This is a genomic window from Pseudoalteromonas phenolica, from assembly GCF_005876835.1.
Classification (GTDB): Bacteria; Pseudomonadota; Gammaproteobacteria; order Enterobacterales; family Alteromonadaceae; genus Pseudoalteromonas; species Pseudoalteromonas phenolica_B.
The window spans coordinates 1-17,724 of record NZ_PPSW01000020.1 but is presented as its reverse complement, the minus strand read 5'-3'; the positions used below and the strand labels follow the sequence as shown (position 1 = coordinate 17,724).

Below are 17,724 nucleotides of genomic sequence, written 5' to 3'. Positions count from 1 at the left end.
CGACTGAGCTATCTGGGCAAAATATATTTTGTACTAAACACCCTAATGGATTTTCAATACTATTCCCGAAAGCTCTACCGACTGAGCTATCTGGGCAAATTCTTCATGAATTTAGGCTTAGTTTTACTTCTTAGCGAGAAAATGGTGCCGACTATCCGAGTCGAACGGATGACCTACTGATTACAAGTCAGTTGCTCTACCAACTGAGCTAAGTCGGCAACACCGAAAATAAGTGGTGCCCAGAGGCGGAATCGAACCACCGACACGAGGATTTTCAATCCTCTGCTCTACCGACTGAGCTATCTGGGCAAATTCTTCATGAATTTAGGCTTAGTTTTACTTCTTAGCGAGAATATGGTGCCGACTATCCGAGTCGAACGGATGACCTACTGATTACAAGTCAGTTGCTCTACCAACTGAGCTAAGTCGGCAACACCGAAAATAAGTGGTGCCCAGAGGCGGAATCGAACCACCGACACGAGGATTTTCAATCCTCTGCTCTACCGACTGAGCTATCTGGGCAAACACATCACCTAAACGATTAAACTTGGCAACCATCTGGGCGTGCGGCGTATTAAACGAGTTTTGCCCCTTCAAGTCAACCCTTTTTTTAAAAGCAACGTTTGCTTGCTTAGTTTTCAACCACCAATAGCAAAGTTTGTACAAACAGTGCCTTAATTGCTCAAAACTACATCACTAAAAAGAGATAACCATGCTTAAAGGTTGAATGGAAAATGCTTAAAAACGGCGAGCTTTAATAACAAGACAATGTTACGATTGGGTACTTAATAAACCAATAATAATCAAATTCTAGAGCAGTTAAATCGGACCTTATCAATGCCAAACTCTGAGAATATAAAACTATCAGGCTTTTTACCTCTGGTGCTAACAAGTATATTAACTGTTGGCTCTATTTGTGCTGCAGCCGCGTACTTTCTTCCTAAATCACAACAAGCACCACAAATTGATTTTGCCAATCAAGCACAACAGCTTTCTGAACCACTTGCAAATACTATGATGAAACAAGGGTTCAGTCAGGTTAAGATGTTACTGGCTGGTATTTCAGAGGCTGATCCTAATACCCAATATTATTTATATAGTATGACGGGTATGGCAGAGCCAGCTCTCATCTTCCAAAGTAACGAAACTGCAATTGCACCAATTTCACAAGTGAAGCAATTTAAAGTTGGCAACACGCTAACTGTTCATCAACCTTTAAAGCTTGATGGACAATATGTTGGCGAATTGGTTATACAGCACAAAGTAAAAACCAGCAACAACACAAGCAATATCGCATATGGTTTATTTGCACTGGCTTTATTGATGGCATTTGGTTTCGCACTTTTTGCACAACGCCGTCTCGCTCAACAGCTTGCGACTGACAAGCAAAAGCTAAAATCAGAACTTAAAAAGGTGACAGAAGAGCAAGATTATAAAAGGTTCATTGATAGCAACTTAGGATTTGGTTTTGACGAAGTAGCTCAATCTATTAATGATGTACTACAACAAGTGCAGACTTCGATAGACAATAATCAAACTTCTGAAAAAGAGCTCAAGCAGCTTCAAACTAGCTTAGAAACAGAAGTACAAGCTAGAACACTGGCGCTTGAAAAGGCGACTATGAACGCCGAACGTGCTAACGAAGCCAAAACGACCTTCTTAGCGACTATGAGTCATGAGATCAGAACACCTATGAATGGTGTTATTGGTACAATTGATTTGTTACGCCAAACAGACTTAGATGGTGCACAACATCGCCTCAGTACCATCATTCGTGATTCAGCTTTCTCTTTGCTGGGTATTTTGGACGATATTCTAGACTTCTCTAAAATTGAAGCCGGCAAGCTACAAATAGATAACACCGCTTTTTCTGTTACCGATACCATTGAAGAAGTGGCACGCGTTTTATCTTCTGTGGCTAAAAAACGTAAACTCGACTTACAACTGGCAATCGCCCCAGATATTCCTAAAAACCTAATTGGCGACAATATTCGTGTTCGTCAGGTTTTATATAACCTGTGTAGTAATGCCATAAAGTTCACAACCACAGACGAAAACCGACAAGGCTTTGTAAAAGTCGCAGTAGAAGTTGCACAAAATACCTCTGAACATTACACATTACGGTTCTCTGTGACAGATAACGGTAAAGGCATGACGCAATTGCAGTTGCGTGAGATCTTTAATCCGTTTATTCAAGCTGAAAACTCGATCACCCGTGAATATGGTGGTACCGGATTAGGCCTTTCCATTTGTAAAAGCCTAATTGAGCTCATGCTGGGCTCAATTAATGTCACCAGTGATTTGGGGATGGGCAGTGAATTTGTGGTCGAATTACCATTTAGTACCGACGGCAAAGTTGAATATGCTAACAAAGCCGTGCTAGCACAGAAACCGGTTGTTGTGCTCACTGATAACCCCGCTCGTAAAGCAATTCTTTGTCGTTACCTTTCATTTATGGGCGCGAATACTTACGCCATTGACTCAATCGATGAAGCTGAAGAATTCCAGCACACACCAAATTTAATTTGGGTGCTTGATGGCTTAGACGGCATGGCACCAGTGAATGACCAGTTACGCTCTCTGCTTTATTCTCTAGAACAAAATAAACAGCAAGTTATTGTATTAAGCACCATGGACGAGTCTGCGCTTAATCACGCTAATATTTTCTATTTGAATGCGGCACCATTATGTAAGAGCAGCTTTATGACATCGGTAATGGTTGCTGCTGGTTTACATAAACCTAAGCAATTAAAGAAAGCGACCTCTTTTAATAACTTCTTAAATGTCGATAAAGCACGCGCAGAGAATAAACTTGTACTATTAGCTGAAGATAATGTGTTAAACCAACAAGTATTGACTGACCAACTTCACTTACTTGGCTATGGCGTTGAAGTCGCTGAAAATGGGGAAGAAGGGTTAGCAATGTGGAAGAAAAACCACTATCCGATCATTCTGACCGATTTACATATGCCGAAGATGTCAGGTTATGACATGGTTAAAGCCATTCGTGATGAAGCAGAAAAGAGCCACGATATTAAAGCTCAACCCTATATTATTGCGGTAACGGCCAACGCTTTGAAGGGTGAGAAAGAGCGTTGTATTGCAACGGGTATGAATGACTACATTACCAAGCCGATTGAATTAAATGTATTAGAGGCAACACTTGCAAAATGGCAGCCTGAAAAACATATTCAAATGTCAGCTTCTCAAGAAAGTAGCGAGGATGACTCAACTTTATCTGATGAAAATAAAGAAACATCTGACGAACTTTCTATTTCTAGCACTCAACAAGCAAAGAACGAAAGCTCGCAATTTGAAAACGTAGTTGATCATGAGCCAAAAGCTGAGATATCTAAAACAGATACACCTGATGTAAGTACAGCTTTTGATTCTGATATAAACTGGTCTGAAGAACGACCTAAACTATCGCAAGCTGCAATAGAAGATGATGTTCATACTATAGATATCGATGCTTTAACAGAAACAGATAACGCTCATTTAGCATGGCAAGAGCCTGAGACAGAAGAGACAAAATCGACAACCACTCATGAAGATAACTATGACCTTGATTTATCATTACAGTCTCACGAAGCCGATAATTTAGAATGGCAAGAAGAAACATCATCTACACCTTCTTCACACTCTCCATCTGAAGAGACTTTAGACCTGAGCCAATTTAGCGAAAGTGACAGTGATTTAGAGTGGAAAGATCATGCCAGCAACGCACAAGTTGATGAGCTTGAGCATGAGATCAATATCGATAATATTGAAGTAGATAACCAAAACAATATTGATTGGCAAAACCTCAATGATATTGATGAAACTGCTTCAATCTCTTCTGAAGATAAAACAGAAACTGCGATAACAGATACTTTAACTGAAGAAACTGAACAGGTTGGTTCTGCAATTCCTTCCCAGGCAAGCGCTTTAACCGGCTCTTTAAGTAGCATTTCATTAGAATCAAGTTGGGAAGCTACACCTGCAACCCAGGCTTCTGATGATACTATTCCAACACCAAGCTTTGGTTTAGCACCAGAAGGAACTTCGCAAGATGCACTTAACCCAGTAAGCACTCAAGAGCATGCGGTACCTGAAATTAAAGTGCTAGTTGAAGATACGATAGAAGTTGATACTCCTAATGAAGTAAAAGCTATAGAGCCAGAATCAAGCGAGGTTGAGCCAGATATTCAGGCTACTACCGAAGATGATTTACCTGCTGAAGAAAGTATTGAAGAGCCGCAAGTCGATATAGCAACACTCGCTGTAGTCGATATTGATATGTTTGATAAATACGTCAATCACGATGAAGCGAAAAAACTGCGTTTCTTCAGAATGTACCTTGAACAAAGTAGTGAGTTGATCCGTGATATTTTTGCCAATGTCATGACTCGTGAACAAGAAAAGATCATCTCAGACTGCCACCAGCTCAAATCGATTTCAAAGACCGTGGGTGCAATGCAAGTGGCTGAAATCGCGATTCAATTCGAACAAGCATGTAAAGACCGCGAATTAAACATTGATGAGCTAATTAGTTTCAGAGACAAATTAGACGATTACTACACCGATGCAATGATGTTCATGCAAGACTTCATCAAGCAGCGTTCGGAGTAAGCCGTCAGGTATAAAAGAGCCCGCTAGTTTTAAACTGCGGGCTTTTTTGTGGCTATTTTATTGTGACTATTTTTAACAGGTTAATTACCATGCCAGAGCATATAAATCAGTTTAATCACCAAAGACACCATCACTAAAGGCAAAATATATTTACTATACTTTTGCATTTTGTGTAGCCCTAAGCTTTCCTGATAACGCTCTAACAGTGGGATCAAAATCAATAAGCTGATAACTAAACTGCCAATTATAATCAGTACATTCATAAAAACTCCTGTTTTATACCAATACGCTAGGCTACCTTCTTCTGCGTTTACGCTGCCCAAGCACTCGTTTTTTATCTCTGTCTTTGCGTGCTTTATTAGTGTTCTTACGGTTATCTTTGACCTCTCGGGTCAAATCAGGTTCAAAACCACTTAGCCATTGTGGGGTTAGTCGCTCATCTAATAACACTTCAAGCTCTTCAAGTAGCCACTGCTCATCTTGACTGACTAAGCTAATAGCTTTACCAGAGCGCCCAGCTCGACCTGTACGACCAATTCGGTGAATATAATCTTCAGCCACATAAGGTAACTGAGCGTTAATCACATAATCTAATGTGCTGATGTCTATACCACGCGCCGCAACGTCAGTGGCAACAAGCACACGTACTTTACCTTCTTTAAACTGCGTTAACCCCTTATCTCGAGCGCCTTGTGATTTATCGCCATGAATTGCACTGCTCGGCAAACCATCTTTGATAAGCTCTTTCACAAGGCTATCAGCCTGCGCTTTAGTGCGTGTAAATACTAGTACTTGCTGCCAGTTATTCTTACCAATTAAATAAGCAATGACAGCAGCTTTCTTCTCTTCGTCTATTGCATAAAAGGTTTGTTCAATCGCCTCAACAGTGGTGTTTTGCTGCTCTATGCCTACACGCTTAGGATCTGATAACCAACGGCTAGCCAGCTTCTCAACACTTTCATCTAAGGTTGCAGAAAACAGCATGGTTTGTCGTGAGTCTGGCACATGACGCATAATGCGTTTTATCTCACCAATAAAGCCCATATCTAGCATTCTATCGGCTTCATCAAAAACCAAATGTTCAAGTTGGCTGAGTGACAAAGTGCCTTTAATTAAATGATCGAGTAAACGCCCAGGCGTTGCAATAGCAATATCAACGCCTGCTTTTAATCGCTTTTCTTGAGGACCTATATTTGCTCCGCCATACAGACACACCACTTTCAATTCAGTATTAACTGCATATTGCTGGGTATTCTCAGCAACTTGTTGTGCAAGCTCGCGCGTTGGCGCCAAAACCAGCGCCCTAACTTGACCAAGCTGTGTGTCATCGCGCAACAGATTATTCAGAATTGGTAACATAAACGCGGCTGTTTTGCCTGTACCAGTCTGCGCAGTCGCGATGATGTCTTTGCCTGTAAGCGCAAGGGGAATAGTCTGCGATTGAATATCAGTTGGTTTTTCAAATCCAAGTGTTTCAAGAGCTGAATGAATGGCCGGTGCCAAAGAAAAAGAAGAAAAAGACATAAATATCACAACAAAGAGTTAAACTGCGTGGAGTATAACAAAAACGCGCCTGAGGCGCGCTTTGTGGTGGTATTACTTACAAATGCTGTTAAAGCGTCGCTTTACGCTCATTGTAATAAGCAATCAAATCATCGATTGCCTGTTGGTCATAGGCTTTAATACCCGACACTAGCATGTGCTTTTCGCCACGACCGACTTTTTTACCTTCACTGATGAAGTTAAATTTAAGAATGATTTTACCGCGCTTACCTTCGTATTCGAACTCAGGTGTATCCGTTTCTAATTCAACTGACTTTACATTGATATCATCAAAATGTATCGCCATTGATTCATAAATTACCATAGGGCGTGCAGGGTTGATCATCACCTCTTTTTCACCCATCACAGGTACTATCATATGTGGGAAAGTTGTGCCTGAGAAAGCCACATAATTCTTTGTTAAGCTTTCAATTAAAGTTGGGCATTGGCTTGTTTCACCATCACGTTTGACCGATAACATCACTTTTTCGTTTGATGTTACAGCAAACTCATCAGCCGCTTCAGGGAATTGAAGTTGTGACGTTTCGTCAACCATGCCTTCAAATTTGAAGTACATGTTCTCACTTACACCATAGCGCGATAATACCAATGAAAATAATAAATCACCTGGCACACAAAACTTCTTCGCATCTGCATCATGTAATGGGTTAAAGTCATCTGCTACTTTTTTAGCGAATTGGCTACCCTGCTCACGTGTGATCGTGACAAATTCAGCATCTTGTTGGTAGTAAGGCGTTAACATACATCTAGTTCCACAACTTTAAGGACGGGCTATATTAGCAGAATAAATTGTTAGAGAGGTCGTATCTGTTGTGAAATTGGCAAAAATGCACCAATAAAAAAGCCACTTTGAAATAAAGTGGCTTTTAAGTCGATATGAATCATTTAGTTTAAGCTTTTGGATAGTCGCGATATGCTTTTTCTAATTTCTTAGCTTGCTTTTTAGACACACCAATGTGCTCAAGTGCCACACGTAAACGTGCACGAGACAGGTCAGAGCCTAAAATTTCCATTGCATCTACAACCGACGTTGAAGAAGTTTTACCTGTGATAGCAACAAAGATTGGCTCTAAGAAATCTTTGATTTTTAATTCGTGGTGAGTCGCTACTGCTTTTGCAATTGCGAAGATCTCATCTTTTGTCCAGCTACGAAGCGCTTCAAGTTCCCAGATAAAGAACTGTAGTGCCTGACGTACAACGTCTTCGTCTGCTTTACCCGATGTTAATAGTGCCGGATCATATTCTGGAATACCACCAACAAAGTGACCCGCTAGGTCAACTAAATCTGATAGCTTGTTAATACGTGTTTTAGCCTGTGGTAAAATGCGAGATAGTGTGTCACCGTTAAACTTCCAATCAACAAAGCGCTGAATAAGCTCTTCGTCTGATAGGTTTTCGCGGATCCAAAGACCGTTTAACCAGTTTAGCTTGTCGATATCAAAGATTGGCCCACCAAGCGATACACGCTTCATGTCGAAGTGCTCGATCATCTCAGCAAGAGTGAACTTTTCACGCTCATCTGGCATTGACCAGCCCATACGACCTAGATAGTTAAGCAGTGCTTCTGGTAAAAAGCCCATTTCTTTGTAGTAATTGATAGACGTAGGATTCTTACGCTTAGATAACTTAGATTTATCTGGATTACGAAGTAACGGTAAATGGCCAAGTACTGGCGCTTCCCAACCAAAATCTTCATAAAGCTTTAATAGCTTAGGCGCTGAGTTGATCCACTCTTCACCACGGAAGATATGACTGATCTGCATATGGTGATCGTCAACAACGTTCGCTAAGAAATAAGTTGGGAAACCATCCGCTTTAAGTAGCACTTGCATGTCTACGTTTTCCCACGGGATCTCAATCTCGCCACGTAGGTAGTCGTTAAACTTGAAGCTACCCTCAGTTGGGATCTTCATACGAATTACATAAGGCTTACCCGCTTCAAGGTTCGCCTTTATTTCATCTTCGCTTAATAACAGACCGCGACCATCATATTTGGGACGAAGGCCTTCAGCCATTTGCTGTTCACGCATCTCGTCTAGTTCTTCAGCAGTTGCGAAGCAATAAAACGCTTTACCTTCATCAACTAACTGCTGCGCAAATTGTTTGTATAAGTCGCTGCGCTCAGACTGACGGTATGGGCCAAACTCACCGCCCACATCAGGACCATGATCCCAATTAAGGCCTAACCAACGCAGGCTATCCATAATCGCTTGCTCTGACTCAGGCGTGCTACGCACTTGGTCTGTATCTTCAATACGAAGAACAAACTCACCGCCTTGTTGTTTAGCAAAACAGTAATTAAAAAGGGCAATATAAGCTGTGCCTAAGTGCGGATCACCCGTTGGTGATGGAGCAACACGAGTACGGATAGTCATGTGATTTCTCTTAATTGATCAGACAATAAAATAATGGCGAGTATGCTAGCACAACCGCCATTATTCGACAAAAATTTACCTAGAGTTTTCTGCTTTTAAGCTGCTTTATCTAAGTCTTGTAAAAACGTAACAATATCATTTGACTCATACATCCAAGTCACTTTACCTTGCTCTTCGATACGTAAACAAGGCACTTTCACTTTGCCGCCTTGCTCAGCCAGTTCTTGACGGTAATTTTCGTTGTTTTTTGCATCGCGCGTTTCGACTTTTAAGCCTTCACGCTTAATCGCACGGCGAACCTTTACACAAAATGGGCATGCCTCAAATTGATAAAGCTTAAAGTTCTGAGTTTTTGCATCAAGCTGTTGCTGCGCTTGCGCCTCACGTTTTTTACTTCTAGGCGTGAAAATAAAATTTAAAAGAAGAATGATACGGCCTATAAACCAACGAACAAATTTCATAATAACTCCAACGCTTAAAAATCCCGCGGAGTGTATCACAAATTAAAACAATTCTATATCACTGCCCGACACGGCTTGTTGCACAATGTTAAGCTGCTGATAATCGCTAACCTGATTGCGACCGTTATCTTTTGCATGATACAGTGCCATATCGGCTTTATTCACTAATTCAGACAATTGATAGTCATCACCTACTTGAATAAAACCAATACTCATAGTCACATTTGCTACTTGTGGGAAACGCGTATTCGCCACTAACTCCCTCGCCCTATCTAAAACTTTCCATGCTTGATCAGCATTATCTGTCATAAATAAAATGGCAAACTCTTCACCACCATAGCGGAATAACAAGTCATCAAAACGAAAATGTGATTTCAAAAGTTGCGATACGAGTACTATCACTTCATCACCGATTACATGACCAAAAGTATCATTGACCTGTTTGAAGTGATCAATATCAAGAATGGCCAAAAACCAATGCTGTTCTTGGTCTATTTTTTTTTGCTGATAACGACCCTCACTATGCATTATTTCTGTAAGTTTTTGCTCAAAGCTCTGTCTATTCAAAAGCTGGGATAAGGGGTCAATGGAGCTATTATGTAACAGTTGCATCTGTAAGAAGTAGACATCAAGCAAATGTAAAATAAGCCCTTCTTCTTTATCTGTCAGTAGTACTTTACCCTCTTTATGTGCTTTATTGGTGATGATTAAACCACCCAAAGGATGAATATCTGTTTTAGCAAAAAATAGTGTGCGGGTCGGCTGTTTTAATAACTTAATATGATCAGGTAAATCATGAATGGCATTTTTAAACAACTTTAAATACGCGTCATACTCTTCTTGGTGCATTACCCCGGAAGCATGAACGGTAAATTGAAACTCTATTTGCGCTTTTATGTGGCAACATTTTTTACTGAAGAAATAAGCATCAAAGCGGTCACTTAAAAGGTCTTGTAAAATTAAACTAAAGCACTGTTTAAGGTCATTCTCTTTTTTTTGAGAAACCAGCTGCTTAACTAACCCGTAACCACAGTTTGATGTTTGCATAGATACTTGGACTAAATTGACTTTACTAAAGTGTAGATGGCATCACACTAAATGCCCAAACTTTCAAGCTAGCTTAATAAATGCCCGTTGAAAAAGAGCTTGATAAGAAATTAACAAGCTCAACAAGCATATAAAACAGCTTTGCTTTATTTCCAGCTCTATTAATTAAGTCTGTAAGTGTAGACTTAGTAAAAGACGCTAGTTTAAGAAGTGAGTAGCACTAAATCATCACGATGAATAACGACATTAGAAAGCCCAAAGCCAAGCTGTTTAGCTATATCTTGACTGTGCAGTCCCTTAATTTGCTCAAGCTCTTGGTTATCGAACGCACTTAACCCTTTTGCGAACACCTTGCCATCACTATCACTTAACGTGACTAAATCACCGCGAGTAAAATCGCCTTTTATTGATGCAATTCCCTTGGCTAATAAACTCGCCCCTTGGCAAGTTAAAGCCTCTACAGCACCTAAATCACAAATAATGGTACCTGTGGATTTTGGACCACTTAGCAGCCATTTTTTACGGCCTTCAAGCGGGGCATCAAACTTTAATACTCGCGTGCTTGGCGCTTCGCCATTTAACACGTCGACTAAGATATTCGCCTCCGAGCCTTTTGCAATAATGGTTTCAATACCTGCACGCTGCGCAATTTGCGCGGCTTGTAATTTGGTCCCCATACCACCGGTGCCGAGCGATGTCCCTGAATCTCCGGCTAAAGATTTTACGCTATCGTCAATTTCACTAATTTGCGTGATCAACTCGGCATCAGGATTAGAGCGAGGATCTGCGGTAAACAAACCAACTTGGTCGGTGAGTAAAACAAGCTTATCAGCGTTGGCTAATATCGCCACCAGCGCCGATAAATTATCATTATCGCCCACTTTTATTTCTGCCGTTGCCACCGCATCGTTTTCATTAAAGATAGGAATAACATCATGCTTTAAAATCTGCGTTAAAGTATCTTTCGCAGTCAGGTAGCGTTCTCTGTGCTCTACATCGGCTCGGGTCAAAAGCATTTGTGCAACGGGCACATCATAAAGGCCAAACAGCGATTGCCACTGATGAATAAGTTGACCTTGACCAATTGCAGCGAGCATTTGCTTTTCACTGACTGAGTTACCTATGGGTGTGGGAAGTTGACTGCGCCCAGCCGCAACGGCACCGCTCGATACGATAACCACTTTATAGCCGTTTTCTCTTAGCTCAACACACTGTCGCACAATATCAACCATTCTTCGTTTATTTAGGTGCAACTTGCCTGCTGTTAACACACTTGTTCCCAGCTTTACCACAACCAACTTTTTGTTCATAACTCCCCCAATGAATACCTCTTTGGTTATATCAGAGCCAATTTTTTGCACAAGTTAAATTTATTCATTTCAGAGTCAATGCTAATATGCGCAGAGCTTAAATATTGCAGATAATTACCGCTTTTTATTTAATCTTTATGTTAAAGATCAAAGCGGCTTTTTTAAGTACTTGCACAATAGCCAAACAGCGCAAAGCGATAGAATACAAATGAAAGAGTAGATATGAAGAAACATTCAAAGAAAAAAGAACTAATGATGCTGCCACTGCTTTTTATCAGCATTTTGCTTTGTGTTGGCGGTCATTTTATTTTGCAACCCAACTATCAAGATAGCCACATCATTGAATACAGTTTAGCGGCACTGCCCTTTGTGATGTTTGCGGTTGTGATCATTGCCATCAAAATGGCTTTTAAAGCAGAAGAAAAAGAGCAAGACGACTAACTTGGAATTGCTTGCTCTTCGAGATTATTTATAAAACGTGATAGCCAAACCAATCAGGTACAAGCTGTTGTGTTTTCTCGCTTGGGGTAAGATGAATATTGTATCCGGTATCGAATAGATCCACCGCAAAGCAATCATCAACATCGTACAAGTCATCTTTATGTCGGTGCGACATGCCCTGTAATAGTTTAGATTTCGCTTTTTGTTTTGCCTCTTCAGGACTTACAGCCACACACAGCATAAACTCATGTTGCTCGGCTAAACTATCTGCTCGATACGCGCCCATATTCACAAAGAATAACTTTTCTCTTTGTAATGACGGCGTTTCACTGAGGGTGATTTCATGGCCATCGACATATTTTACTGCCACATAGCTGTCCATATGCACTTTACTTTTATCACCCACCCACTGTGATTTTAACTTATCAAAACATGCTTCTATATTTTCACCTATCACAAAGCGTATATCGTGCATTTCAATATGGCAGCCCGCAATTCGGCCACCCAAATAAACCATAAATAGATGCATTACATTCCTTCAAAACTAGACTAAAACAGCTTAAAAACTATGTATATACAGGTATAGTGACAAGAGAAACCGCTCACCGCAAGAATGACGCAAGACTTTAACACGCTTGATATAAAGGGCACGATGGAATTAAATATTCTTCGCTATTACTAAAAAACTGAAATCAACAGATAAGAAGAAAGACAATGATAAAACCTCTCACGCTCATCATAGGTATGTGCTTCAGCGCAATAAGCACAGCACATACAACCTTAATTCATAACGTCAACGGCTACACGCCGACACTTGATGGCAAAATCGAACGCTTTTCTACCCTCGTTTTTAAAGATGGTAAAGTCGTTAAGTATGGTGACAAAGACACAATCAAACAATTTCCTCAAGCTGAGGCTATTGATGGAGAAGGCAAAACCTTACTACCAGGCTTGATTGACGCTCACGGCCATATTATTGGTCTGGGTAATAACCTACAAAGACTCGATTTAAGGGGTATTCCTTCTGCAGAAGCCGCTGGCAAAAAGCTGCAAGCTTATGCCAAAAGCAATCCAGATAGATGGTTAGTTGGCCGAGGCTGGGATCAAACTTTATGGGAAAACAAATCCTTTCCAACCGCTGCCGATTTAGACAAGTTCGTAAGCGACAGACCGGTTGTGCTCACTCGCGTTGACGGCCATGCTATTTGGGTCAACAGTAAAGCCATGCAACTAGCAGGCATTACCCAAGCAACGCAATCACCAGATGGCGGTGAAATAATTCAAGTTACAGGCAAGCCTTCAGGTATCTTCATCGATAAAGCAGAAAACTTGGTTTTAAAACATATTCCAAAACAATCAATTGAACAAAAGCAGCGCGCCTTATTTGCCGCATCAAAGCATCTACTTAGCTTAGGTATTACTTCAGCACACGATGCAGGTATTGACTATGATACCTGGCGCTTGTATCAAGATTTAGCAGAGCAAAACAAACTGCCATTTCGTATTTATGCCATGCTCTCAGCAAGCAGCCCAAAACTTGATGACATGCTAGATGCCGGAGTCATCAAAAAACAAAATGATTTTTTAAGTATTCGCAGCGTAAAAATTTATGCCGATGGCGCACTTGGAAGCCGCGGTGCCGCACTCATCAAAGATTATAGAGACAGAAAAAACCACAAAGGCCTTATGCTTGAAAATAAACCTGAACTCGAAGCCTTAATGAGCAAAACCTTTAAACATGGTTATAGCGCGCACACACATGCCATTGGTGACAGAGCAAACCGCATTGTTTTAGACAGCTATGAAAGCCAATTTAAGACTGTCGGCGGTAAGTTGCTACGTAACCGTATTGAGCATGCACAAATTGTACACCCTGATGATATTCCTCGCTTTAAGCAACTCGATATTATTCCATCTATGCAGCCTGTGCATGCCACCTCTGATATGCATATGGCAGAAAAGCGCCTAAGCTCCGAGCAATTACAAGGTGCTTACGCGTGGCAAACTTTCCTCAAGCAAGGTAGTAAAGTTGCCTCAGGTTCTGACTTCCCAGTTGAACTTGCAAACCCGTTCGACGGACTTTATTCCGCTGTAACGCGGATGTCGAAGCAACAAACACCTGAAAATGGCTGGCGTAAAAATGAGAAACTATCTCGAGAACAGGCATTAACCTCTTTTACCCTGGATGCAGCTTATGCGGCATTCCAAGAATATAAGCTTGGCAGTTTAGAAAAAGGCAAATGGGCAGACTTTATTTTAATCGACAGAGATTATTTTACAGTGCCTGAAAATGAAATATTCAAGATTGGCGTAGAGCAGACTTGGATAGCAGGTGAAAAGCGTTTTGAGAAAAAGTAATTAGCGCGGTATTTTAATAATGGCCTTAGCATGTTTTGTTGACGCTAAGGCCTCTCAGCTTTGCTGATAAGAGTTATTGCTTACGCTCTTTTACTAACTTAATTAAATGATAAATATTCACTATCGCTAATAAAGCATTGGTAAACGCCACAGGCCACGCTTGGATCATCACGCCATAAATGGTGAAGCAAATACACCCAGTTAAATTTAACCAACGTAATTTAGTTACGTTAGTCATCATTAAAGATAAGACTAAAAAAACCGACGCCAAATACCCTAAATATTCCCAACTCATCGTTCACTCCAACAAATTTCATTCTTAATCAAAAAGTGCCACATCAAATTTTATTGAAATGCCTCGGCTGCAAAAATTAAGGTAAAAACTCAATAACCACTTAGCATAAGGCATAAGTCATGCTATCTTCGCAACATGTGATTAACTAGGACAATTGTCCTAAGAGCCTTTTAGATGTTCCAATACCACTTTTCTGCCAATCTCGTTGAACAATTACTGCAATTTGCGGGTAACACTTTTGTACACACAAAGAAAGATGTACTGATTCACCAAGATGAACCATTAAGCAAATTAATTCTGGTCAGAAGCGGTACCGTGTCTTTTAGTTACGATGTAGGTAATGGTAGACGATTATTGCTCGGTCAGCTTGACTGTAATAACACCTTAATTGGCGAAATTGAAGCGCTCAACAATCACCCTTGTACATACACGGTTACCTGCTTAAATGAAGTGCAATACAATTTAATTGAACTGAAACATTGGCGACAATTATTACTCGACCAACCTGAGCTCAGCTTATACACCGCACAAACCATCGCGGCAAAGTTCATTGAAAACCAAAAAGTAAATTTAGATAAGCTATTACTTCCGCTTAGCTACAACATTGCTAAAGACTGTTTAATGCGCGCAGAAAACAGCAACCCTACCCTTCTTAGAGCTTACAGTACAGTAAACGCAGAAGCCGAACGCTTCGCCACCACAGAGCGCGCTTATCGCCGTGTTGTAACCGAATTAGTAGATAAAGGTCTGATAATCAGAACGCCAGATGGCTTGAAGCCAGTAGAGATAGATGCACTCGACGACTTTGTCGACAGTTTTGCTTGCTGAAAAACTGTTAAAAGCGTCAAATTTACTTAGTAAATTAATTGTTATATCGCTTTATACTAGCCCTGAAAAAAGGGACTGATTTTAATAAAAAAATTAAGCGTCTAAATTTGTATATGAACTTTTAATAAAGTATCATTCAGCAGCTTGACGAATAAATAATGAGCTATTATTCTCTAGTTACTAATTTGCATTGCGGGGCAAGGTGATCTTATATCTGCAACATAATTAGTGCACTCTCAGTTTACTTGAAATTAAAGGAAAAGGTAAAAATCATGGGAAACAAAAAGTTTAATTTAACCAAACTTGCCCTAGCAATGGGTGTTACTCTAGGCCTAGCAGGCTGTTTCAGTGACAATGACAACAACATCGACATTAAGCCACCTGTACCAGAAGAGCCAGATACGGTTGTTGTGGGTGAGCTTCCTGATGGTGCGGTTGCAGAAAAACAAGCAGCTGCTTTCACTGTTTCAGTTGAAGATTTAAGTGGTGCAGCACTTGGTACGGCTGAAGCGCCAGTAACTGTAAAAATAACTAAAGGTGCTGATAAAGTTGTATCTTTAGACGGTAGCGAGCTTGCTGCTGAAGAGCTAACACTGAATGCCGGTACTGGTATTTTCTCTGCAGCAGTTGCTGACGTAACAGATGCTGTTACAGTTACTGTTAATTTCACTGCGGATGGCTTCATCAATAATAGTACAACGTTTACTCTTTCATCTGACAATACTGACGAATCTGCTACGGTTAGACTTGTTCCTAGAACTTCTTCTGCAGACACTCCAGTGAAAGTAGCAGCTGAATCAAAAGCAGTTGCAGAGCTGGTTAAAGAAGGTGAGACACTAGCATTTGATGAAGAGACTGGTGCAATCACAGTAACTGATGCTGACGGTAACCCACAACCTATTACACTGGCAAAAGAAATTGAAGCTGAGGCAGAAACAGACGACAAAGGTGGTGTTGAAGTTGTTATCCCTAGTGGTAGCCAGATGCTTTTCCGTGACTCAGAAGGTGAGCTTCAGCCACTAACGAGCGCACCTGAACTTACAGTTGCTTACTTCAACAATGAAGCAAGTTCAGTAACTGAAGCAAACGACAACGGTGATGCTGCGGATCAAGCACGCGAAAGCTCGACACTTGACGTTTTCCCAGGTGGTTTAGATCTGGAAGTACCAGTACCAGCTAGCAATGCAGATAACGCTGAAGAAGTAGCTCAAGCCGGTGCATTTACTACAGCTGGTTTTGTTGCAATCGAATTAACAGATGCTGAAGGTAACAAAGTTAAGAACTTTGGTGAAACTGATGGTAAGAAAAACAGTATCGAAGTAAAAATGACTGTAGACGCAAACACTGCGAATGCTTGTCCAATGAACTATGGTACAACTGACCTTGACCAAAAAACAGTTGCAGATTTTGCTACTGACTCAACCAAAGCGACTGACTCAGCTTACTTCAGAAAAGGTGCTTGTGTAACTGTTGAAGGCGGTACTGTTGCTTCACGTACAGTTAAAGAAGGCGACATTATTCCTGTTTGGAGTTATGACGCAGATGAAGCGCAATGGAGCTTTGAAAGCTATGGTGTTGCACAAAAAGTTGAAGGTAATGACAGTATTTTCAACGTTGCAGTACAAGTAACTCACTTATCTTACTGGAACCTTGATTTCTTCAACTGGCGTGAGCCTAACCGTGGTCAATGTGGTACTAACGGCCGCGTTGAATTTGATATCGTATACGGTGGCGAAAATGAAGTACAAAACAGCACACCGTTCTCTCTACTAGTTGAGTCTCAAACTAACGGTTATCGTAAGCTAAAGCGTGCTCGTGACTCGTTCTTCTTCGACAAATCAACAATTCTTAGCCCACCTGCATTCCCTGTTTTCTTACAGTTCTTAGAAAATGGTGCAAACATCATTGATGGTGTTAAGGGTGATGAAAATAACCCAGTTGACGGCACTGCGACACGCTTAAAACTTGATGATGTATGTGAGCTAGATGGCAAGACAGTTGTTCTTGTTAATGAAGAGCCTGTAGAAACATTTGCACAACCATTCAAAACTGAACTTGTTTGTAATGTGGAAGGCGCAGATCAACAAGGTCGCGCAGCATCTGCTACAACTGTTTATTTATTCCAAGACGGTTCTCGTGTAGGTTCAATTCGTACAGGTAATGACGGTACAGCTGTATACAATAACCTAGTTGCTGGCGATTACACTGCACGCGCTGCAAACACGACTGCCAACAATGCACTAACAGAAGCGGTTTCATTCACTGCAAGCGCTACTGAAGTTGCACTAGAAATCCCTGTTGCTAACTGTGTAGCTACAGAGAAACCAGTAACTGGTACTGGTGGTTCTTAATTTATAAAGTAAACTGAACTTAAAGCCGTGCAATGCACGGCTTTTTTATTTGTCGAGTAAGTGAGTAAGCGAGTAAGCGAGTAA

General features: G+C 40.9%; 14 protein-coding genes, 4 tRNA genes and 1 pseudogene. 6 read left to right on the top strand and 13 right to left on the bottom strand.

The features are described 5' to 3' along the window. Nucleotides 1-142 precede the first annotated feature (142 nt). From C1E24_RS12675 to C1E24_RS12660, 4 genes are all read right to left on the bottom strand, one after another. Nucleotides 143-218, bottom strand: a tRNA-Thr gene (locus C1E24_RS12675). 15 nt (nt 219-233) lie between these two features. Beyond that, nucleotides 234-309, bottom strand: a tRNA-Phe gene (locus C1E24_RS12670). Nucleotides 310-355: 46 nt separating this feature from the next. After that, nucleotides 356-431 (bottom strand) — tRNA-Thr (locus C1E24_RS12665). Nucleotides 432-446: 15 nt separating this feature from the next. Continuing rightward, nucleotides 447-522, bottom strand: a tRNA-Phe gene (locus C1E24_RS12660). A gap of 315 nt (nt 523-837) precedes the next feature. On the opposite strand from C1E24_RS12660, the pseudogene C1E24_RS21115 reads away from it, so the two are divergent. Then, nucleotides 838-3,186 (top strand): annotated as a pseudogene (locus C1E24_RS21115) (ATP-binding protein); the annotation flags it as partial. Between the two features lie 9 nt (nt 3,187-3,195). Continuing rightward, complete coding sequence (locus C1E24_RS21215) at nt 3,196-4,611, top strand: Hpt domain-containing protein (RefSeq protein WP_346765674.1); 1,416 nt, start codon at nt 3,196-3,198, stop codon at nt 4,609-4,611. Between the two features lie 80 nt (nt 4,612-4,691). Here C1E24_RS21215 and C1E24_RS12650 read toward each other — a convergent pair whose 3' ends face one another. From C1E24_RS12650 to proB, 7 genes are all read right to left on the bottom strand, one after another. After that, nucleotides 4,692-4,874 (bottom strand): hypothetical protein, encoded by a 183-nt coding sequence (locus C1E24_RS12650; RefSeq protein WP_058029026.1) that lies wholly within the window; start codon nt 4,872-4,874, stop codon nt 4,692-4,694. Nucleotides 4,875-4,905: 31 nt separating this feature from the next. Further along, entirely contained in the window at nt 4,906-6,135 is a 1,230-nt protein-coding gene (locus C1E24_RS12645) for a DEAD/DEAH box helicase (RefSeq protein ID WP_138481993.1), read from the bottom strand. Between the two features lie 88 nt (nt 6,136-6,223). Further along, a complete protein-coding gene (locus C1E24_RS12640) occupies nt 6,224-6,916 on the bottom strand; it encodes a DUF3581 family protein (RefSeq protein WP_138481991.1) in 693 nt (230 codons plus the stop codon). A 148-nt stretch (nt 6,917-7,064) separates the two neighbouring features. Beyond that, complete coding sequence (gene gltX, locus C1E24_RS12635; RefSeq protein WP_138481989.1) at nt 7,065-8,549, bottom strand: glutamate--tRNA ligase; 1,485 nt, start codon at nt 8,547-8,549, stop codon at nt 7,065-7,067. Between the two features lie 95 nt (nt 8,550-8,644). Beyond that, nucleotides 8,645-9,010 carry a glutaredoxin family protein gene (locus tag C1E24_RS12630; RefSeq protein ID WP_138481987.1) on the bottom strand — a complete coding sequence of 122 codons (366 nt, stop codon included), beginning with the start codon at nt 9,008-9,010 and terminating at the stop codon, nt 8,645-8,647. Between the two features lie 42 nt (nt 9,011-9,052). Then, nucleotides 9,053-10,057 carry a GGDEF domain-containing protein gene (locus C1E24_RS12625; protein ID WP_138481985.1) on the bottom strand — a complete coding sequence of 335 codons (1,005 nt, stop codon included), beginning with the start codon at nt 10,055-10,057 and terminating at the stop codon, nt 9,053-9,055. 203 nt (nt 10,058-10,260) lie between these two features. Continuing rightward, on the bottom strand, nt 10,261-11,367 hold the full coding sequence (gene proB / locus C1E24_RS12620) for a glutamate 5-kinase (protein WP_138481983.1): 1,107 nt from the start codon (nt 11,365-11,367) through the stop codon (nt 10,261-10,263). A gap of 222 nt (nt 11,368-11,589) precedes the next feature. Here proB and C1E24_RS12615 point away from each other — a divergent pair, with 222 nt between their 5' ends. Then, nucleotides 11,590-11,808 carry a hypothetical protein gene (locus tag C1E24_RS12615; protein ID WP_058029020.1) on the top strand — a complete coding sequence of 73 codons (219 nt, stop codon included), beginning with the start codon at nt 11,590-11,592 and terminating at the stop codon, nt 11,806-11,808. 28 nt (nt 11,809-11,836) lie between these two features. Here C1E24_RS12615 and C1E24_RS12610 read toward each other — a convergent pair whose 3' ends face one another. Beyond that, nucleotides 11,837-12,337, bottom strand: a complete 501-nt coding sequence (locus tag C1E24_RS12610; RefSeq protein ID WP_138481981.1) for a DUF1543 domain-containing protein — start codon at nt 12,335-12,337, stop codon at nt 11,837-11,839. 185 nt (nt 12,338-12,522) lie between these two features. Between C1E24_RS12610 and C1E24_RS12605 the strand changes: the two genes are divergently transcribed. After that, the gene (locus C1E24_RS12605; RefSeq protein ID WP_138481979.1) at nt 12,523-14,166 is read left to right on the top strand and encodes an amidohydrolase; all 1,644 of its coding nucleotides are present in this window, start codon (nt 12,523-12,525) and stop codon (nt 14,164-14,166) included. 73 nt (nt 14,167-14,239) lie between these two features. Here the strand turns inward: C1E24_RS12605 and C1E24_RS12600 are convergent, their stop codons facing one another. Continuing rightward, nucleotides 14,240-14,461 carry a YgjV family protein gene (locus tag C1E24_RS12600; protein WP_058029017.1) on the bottom strand — a complete coding sequence of 74 codons (222 nt, stop codon included), beginning with the start codon at nt 14,459-14,461 and terminating at the stop codon, nt 14,240-14,242. Nucleotides 14,462-14,635: 174 nt separating this feature from the next. Here C1E24_RS12600 and C1E24_RS12595 point away from each other — a divergent pair, with 174 nt between their 5' ends. Both C1E24_RS12595 and C1E24_RS12590 read left to right on the top strand, forming a co-directional pair. Beyond that, nucleotides 14,636-15,289, top strand: coding sequence for a Crp/Fnr family transcriptional regulator (locus tag C1E24_RS12595; RefSeq protein ID WP_138481977.1), 654 nt, complete (start codon nt 14,636-14,638; stop codon nt 15,287-15,289). 272 nt (nt 15,290-15,561) lie between these two features. Further along, entirely contained in the window at nt 15,562-17,640 is a 2,079-nt protein-coding gene (locus C1E24_RS12590) for a hypothetical protein (protein WP_138481975.1), read from the top strand. Nucleotides 17,641-17,724 lie beyond the last annotated feature (84 nt).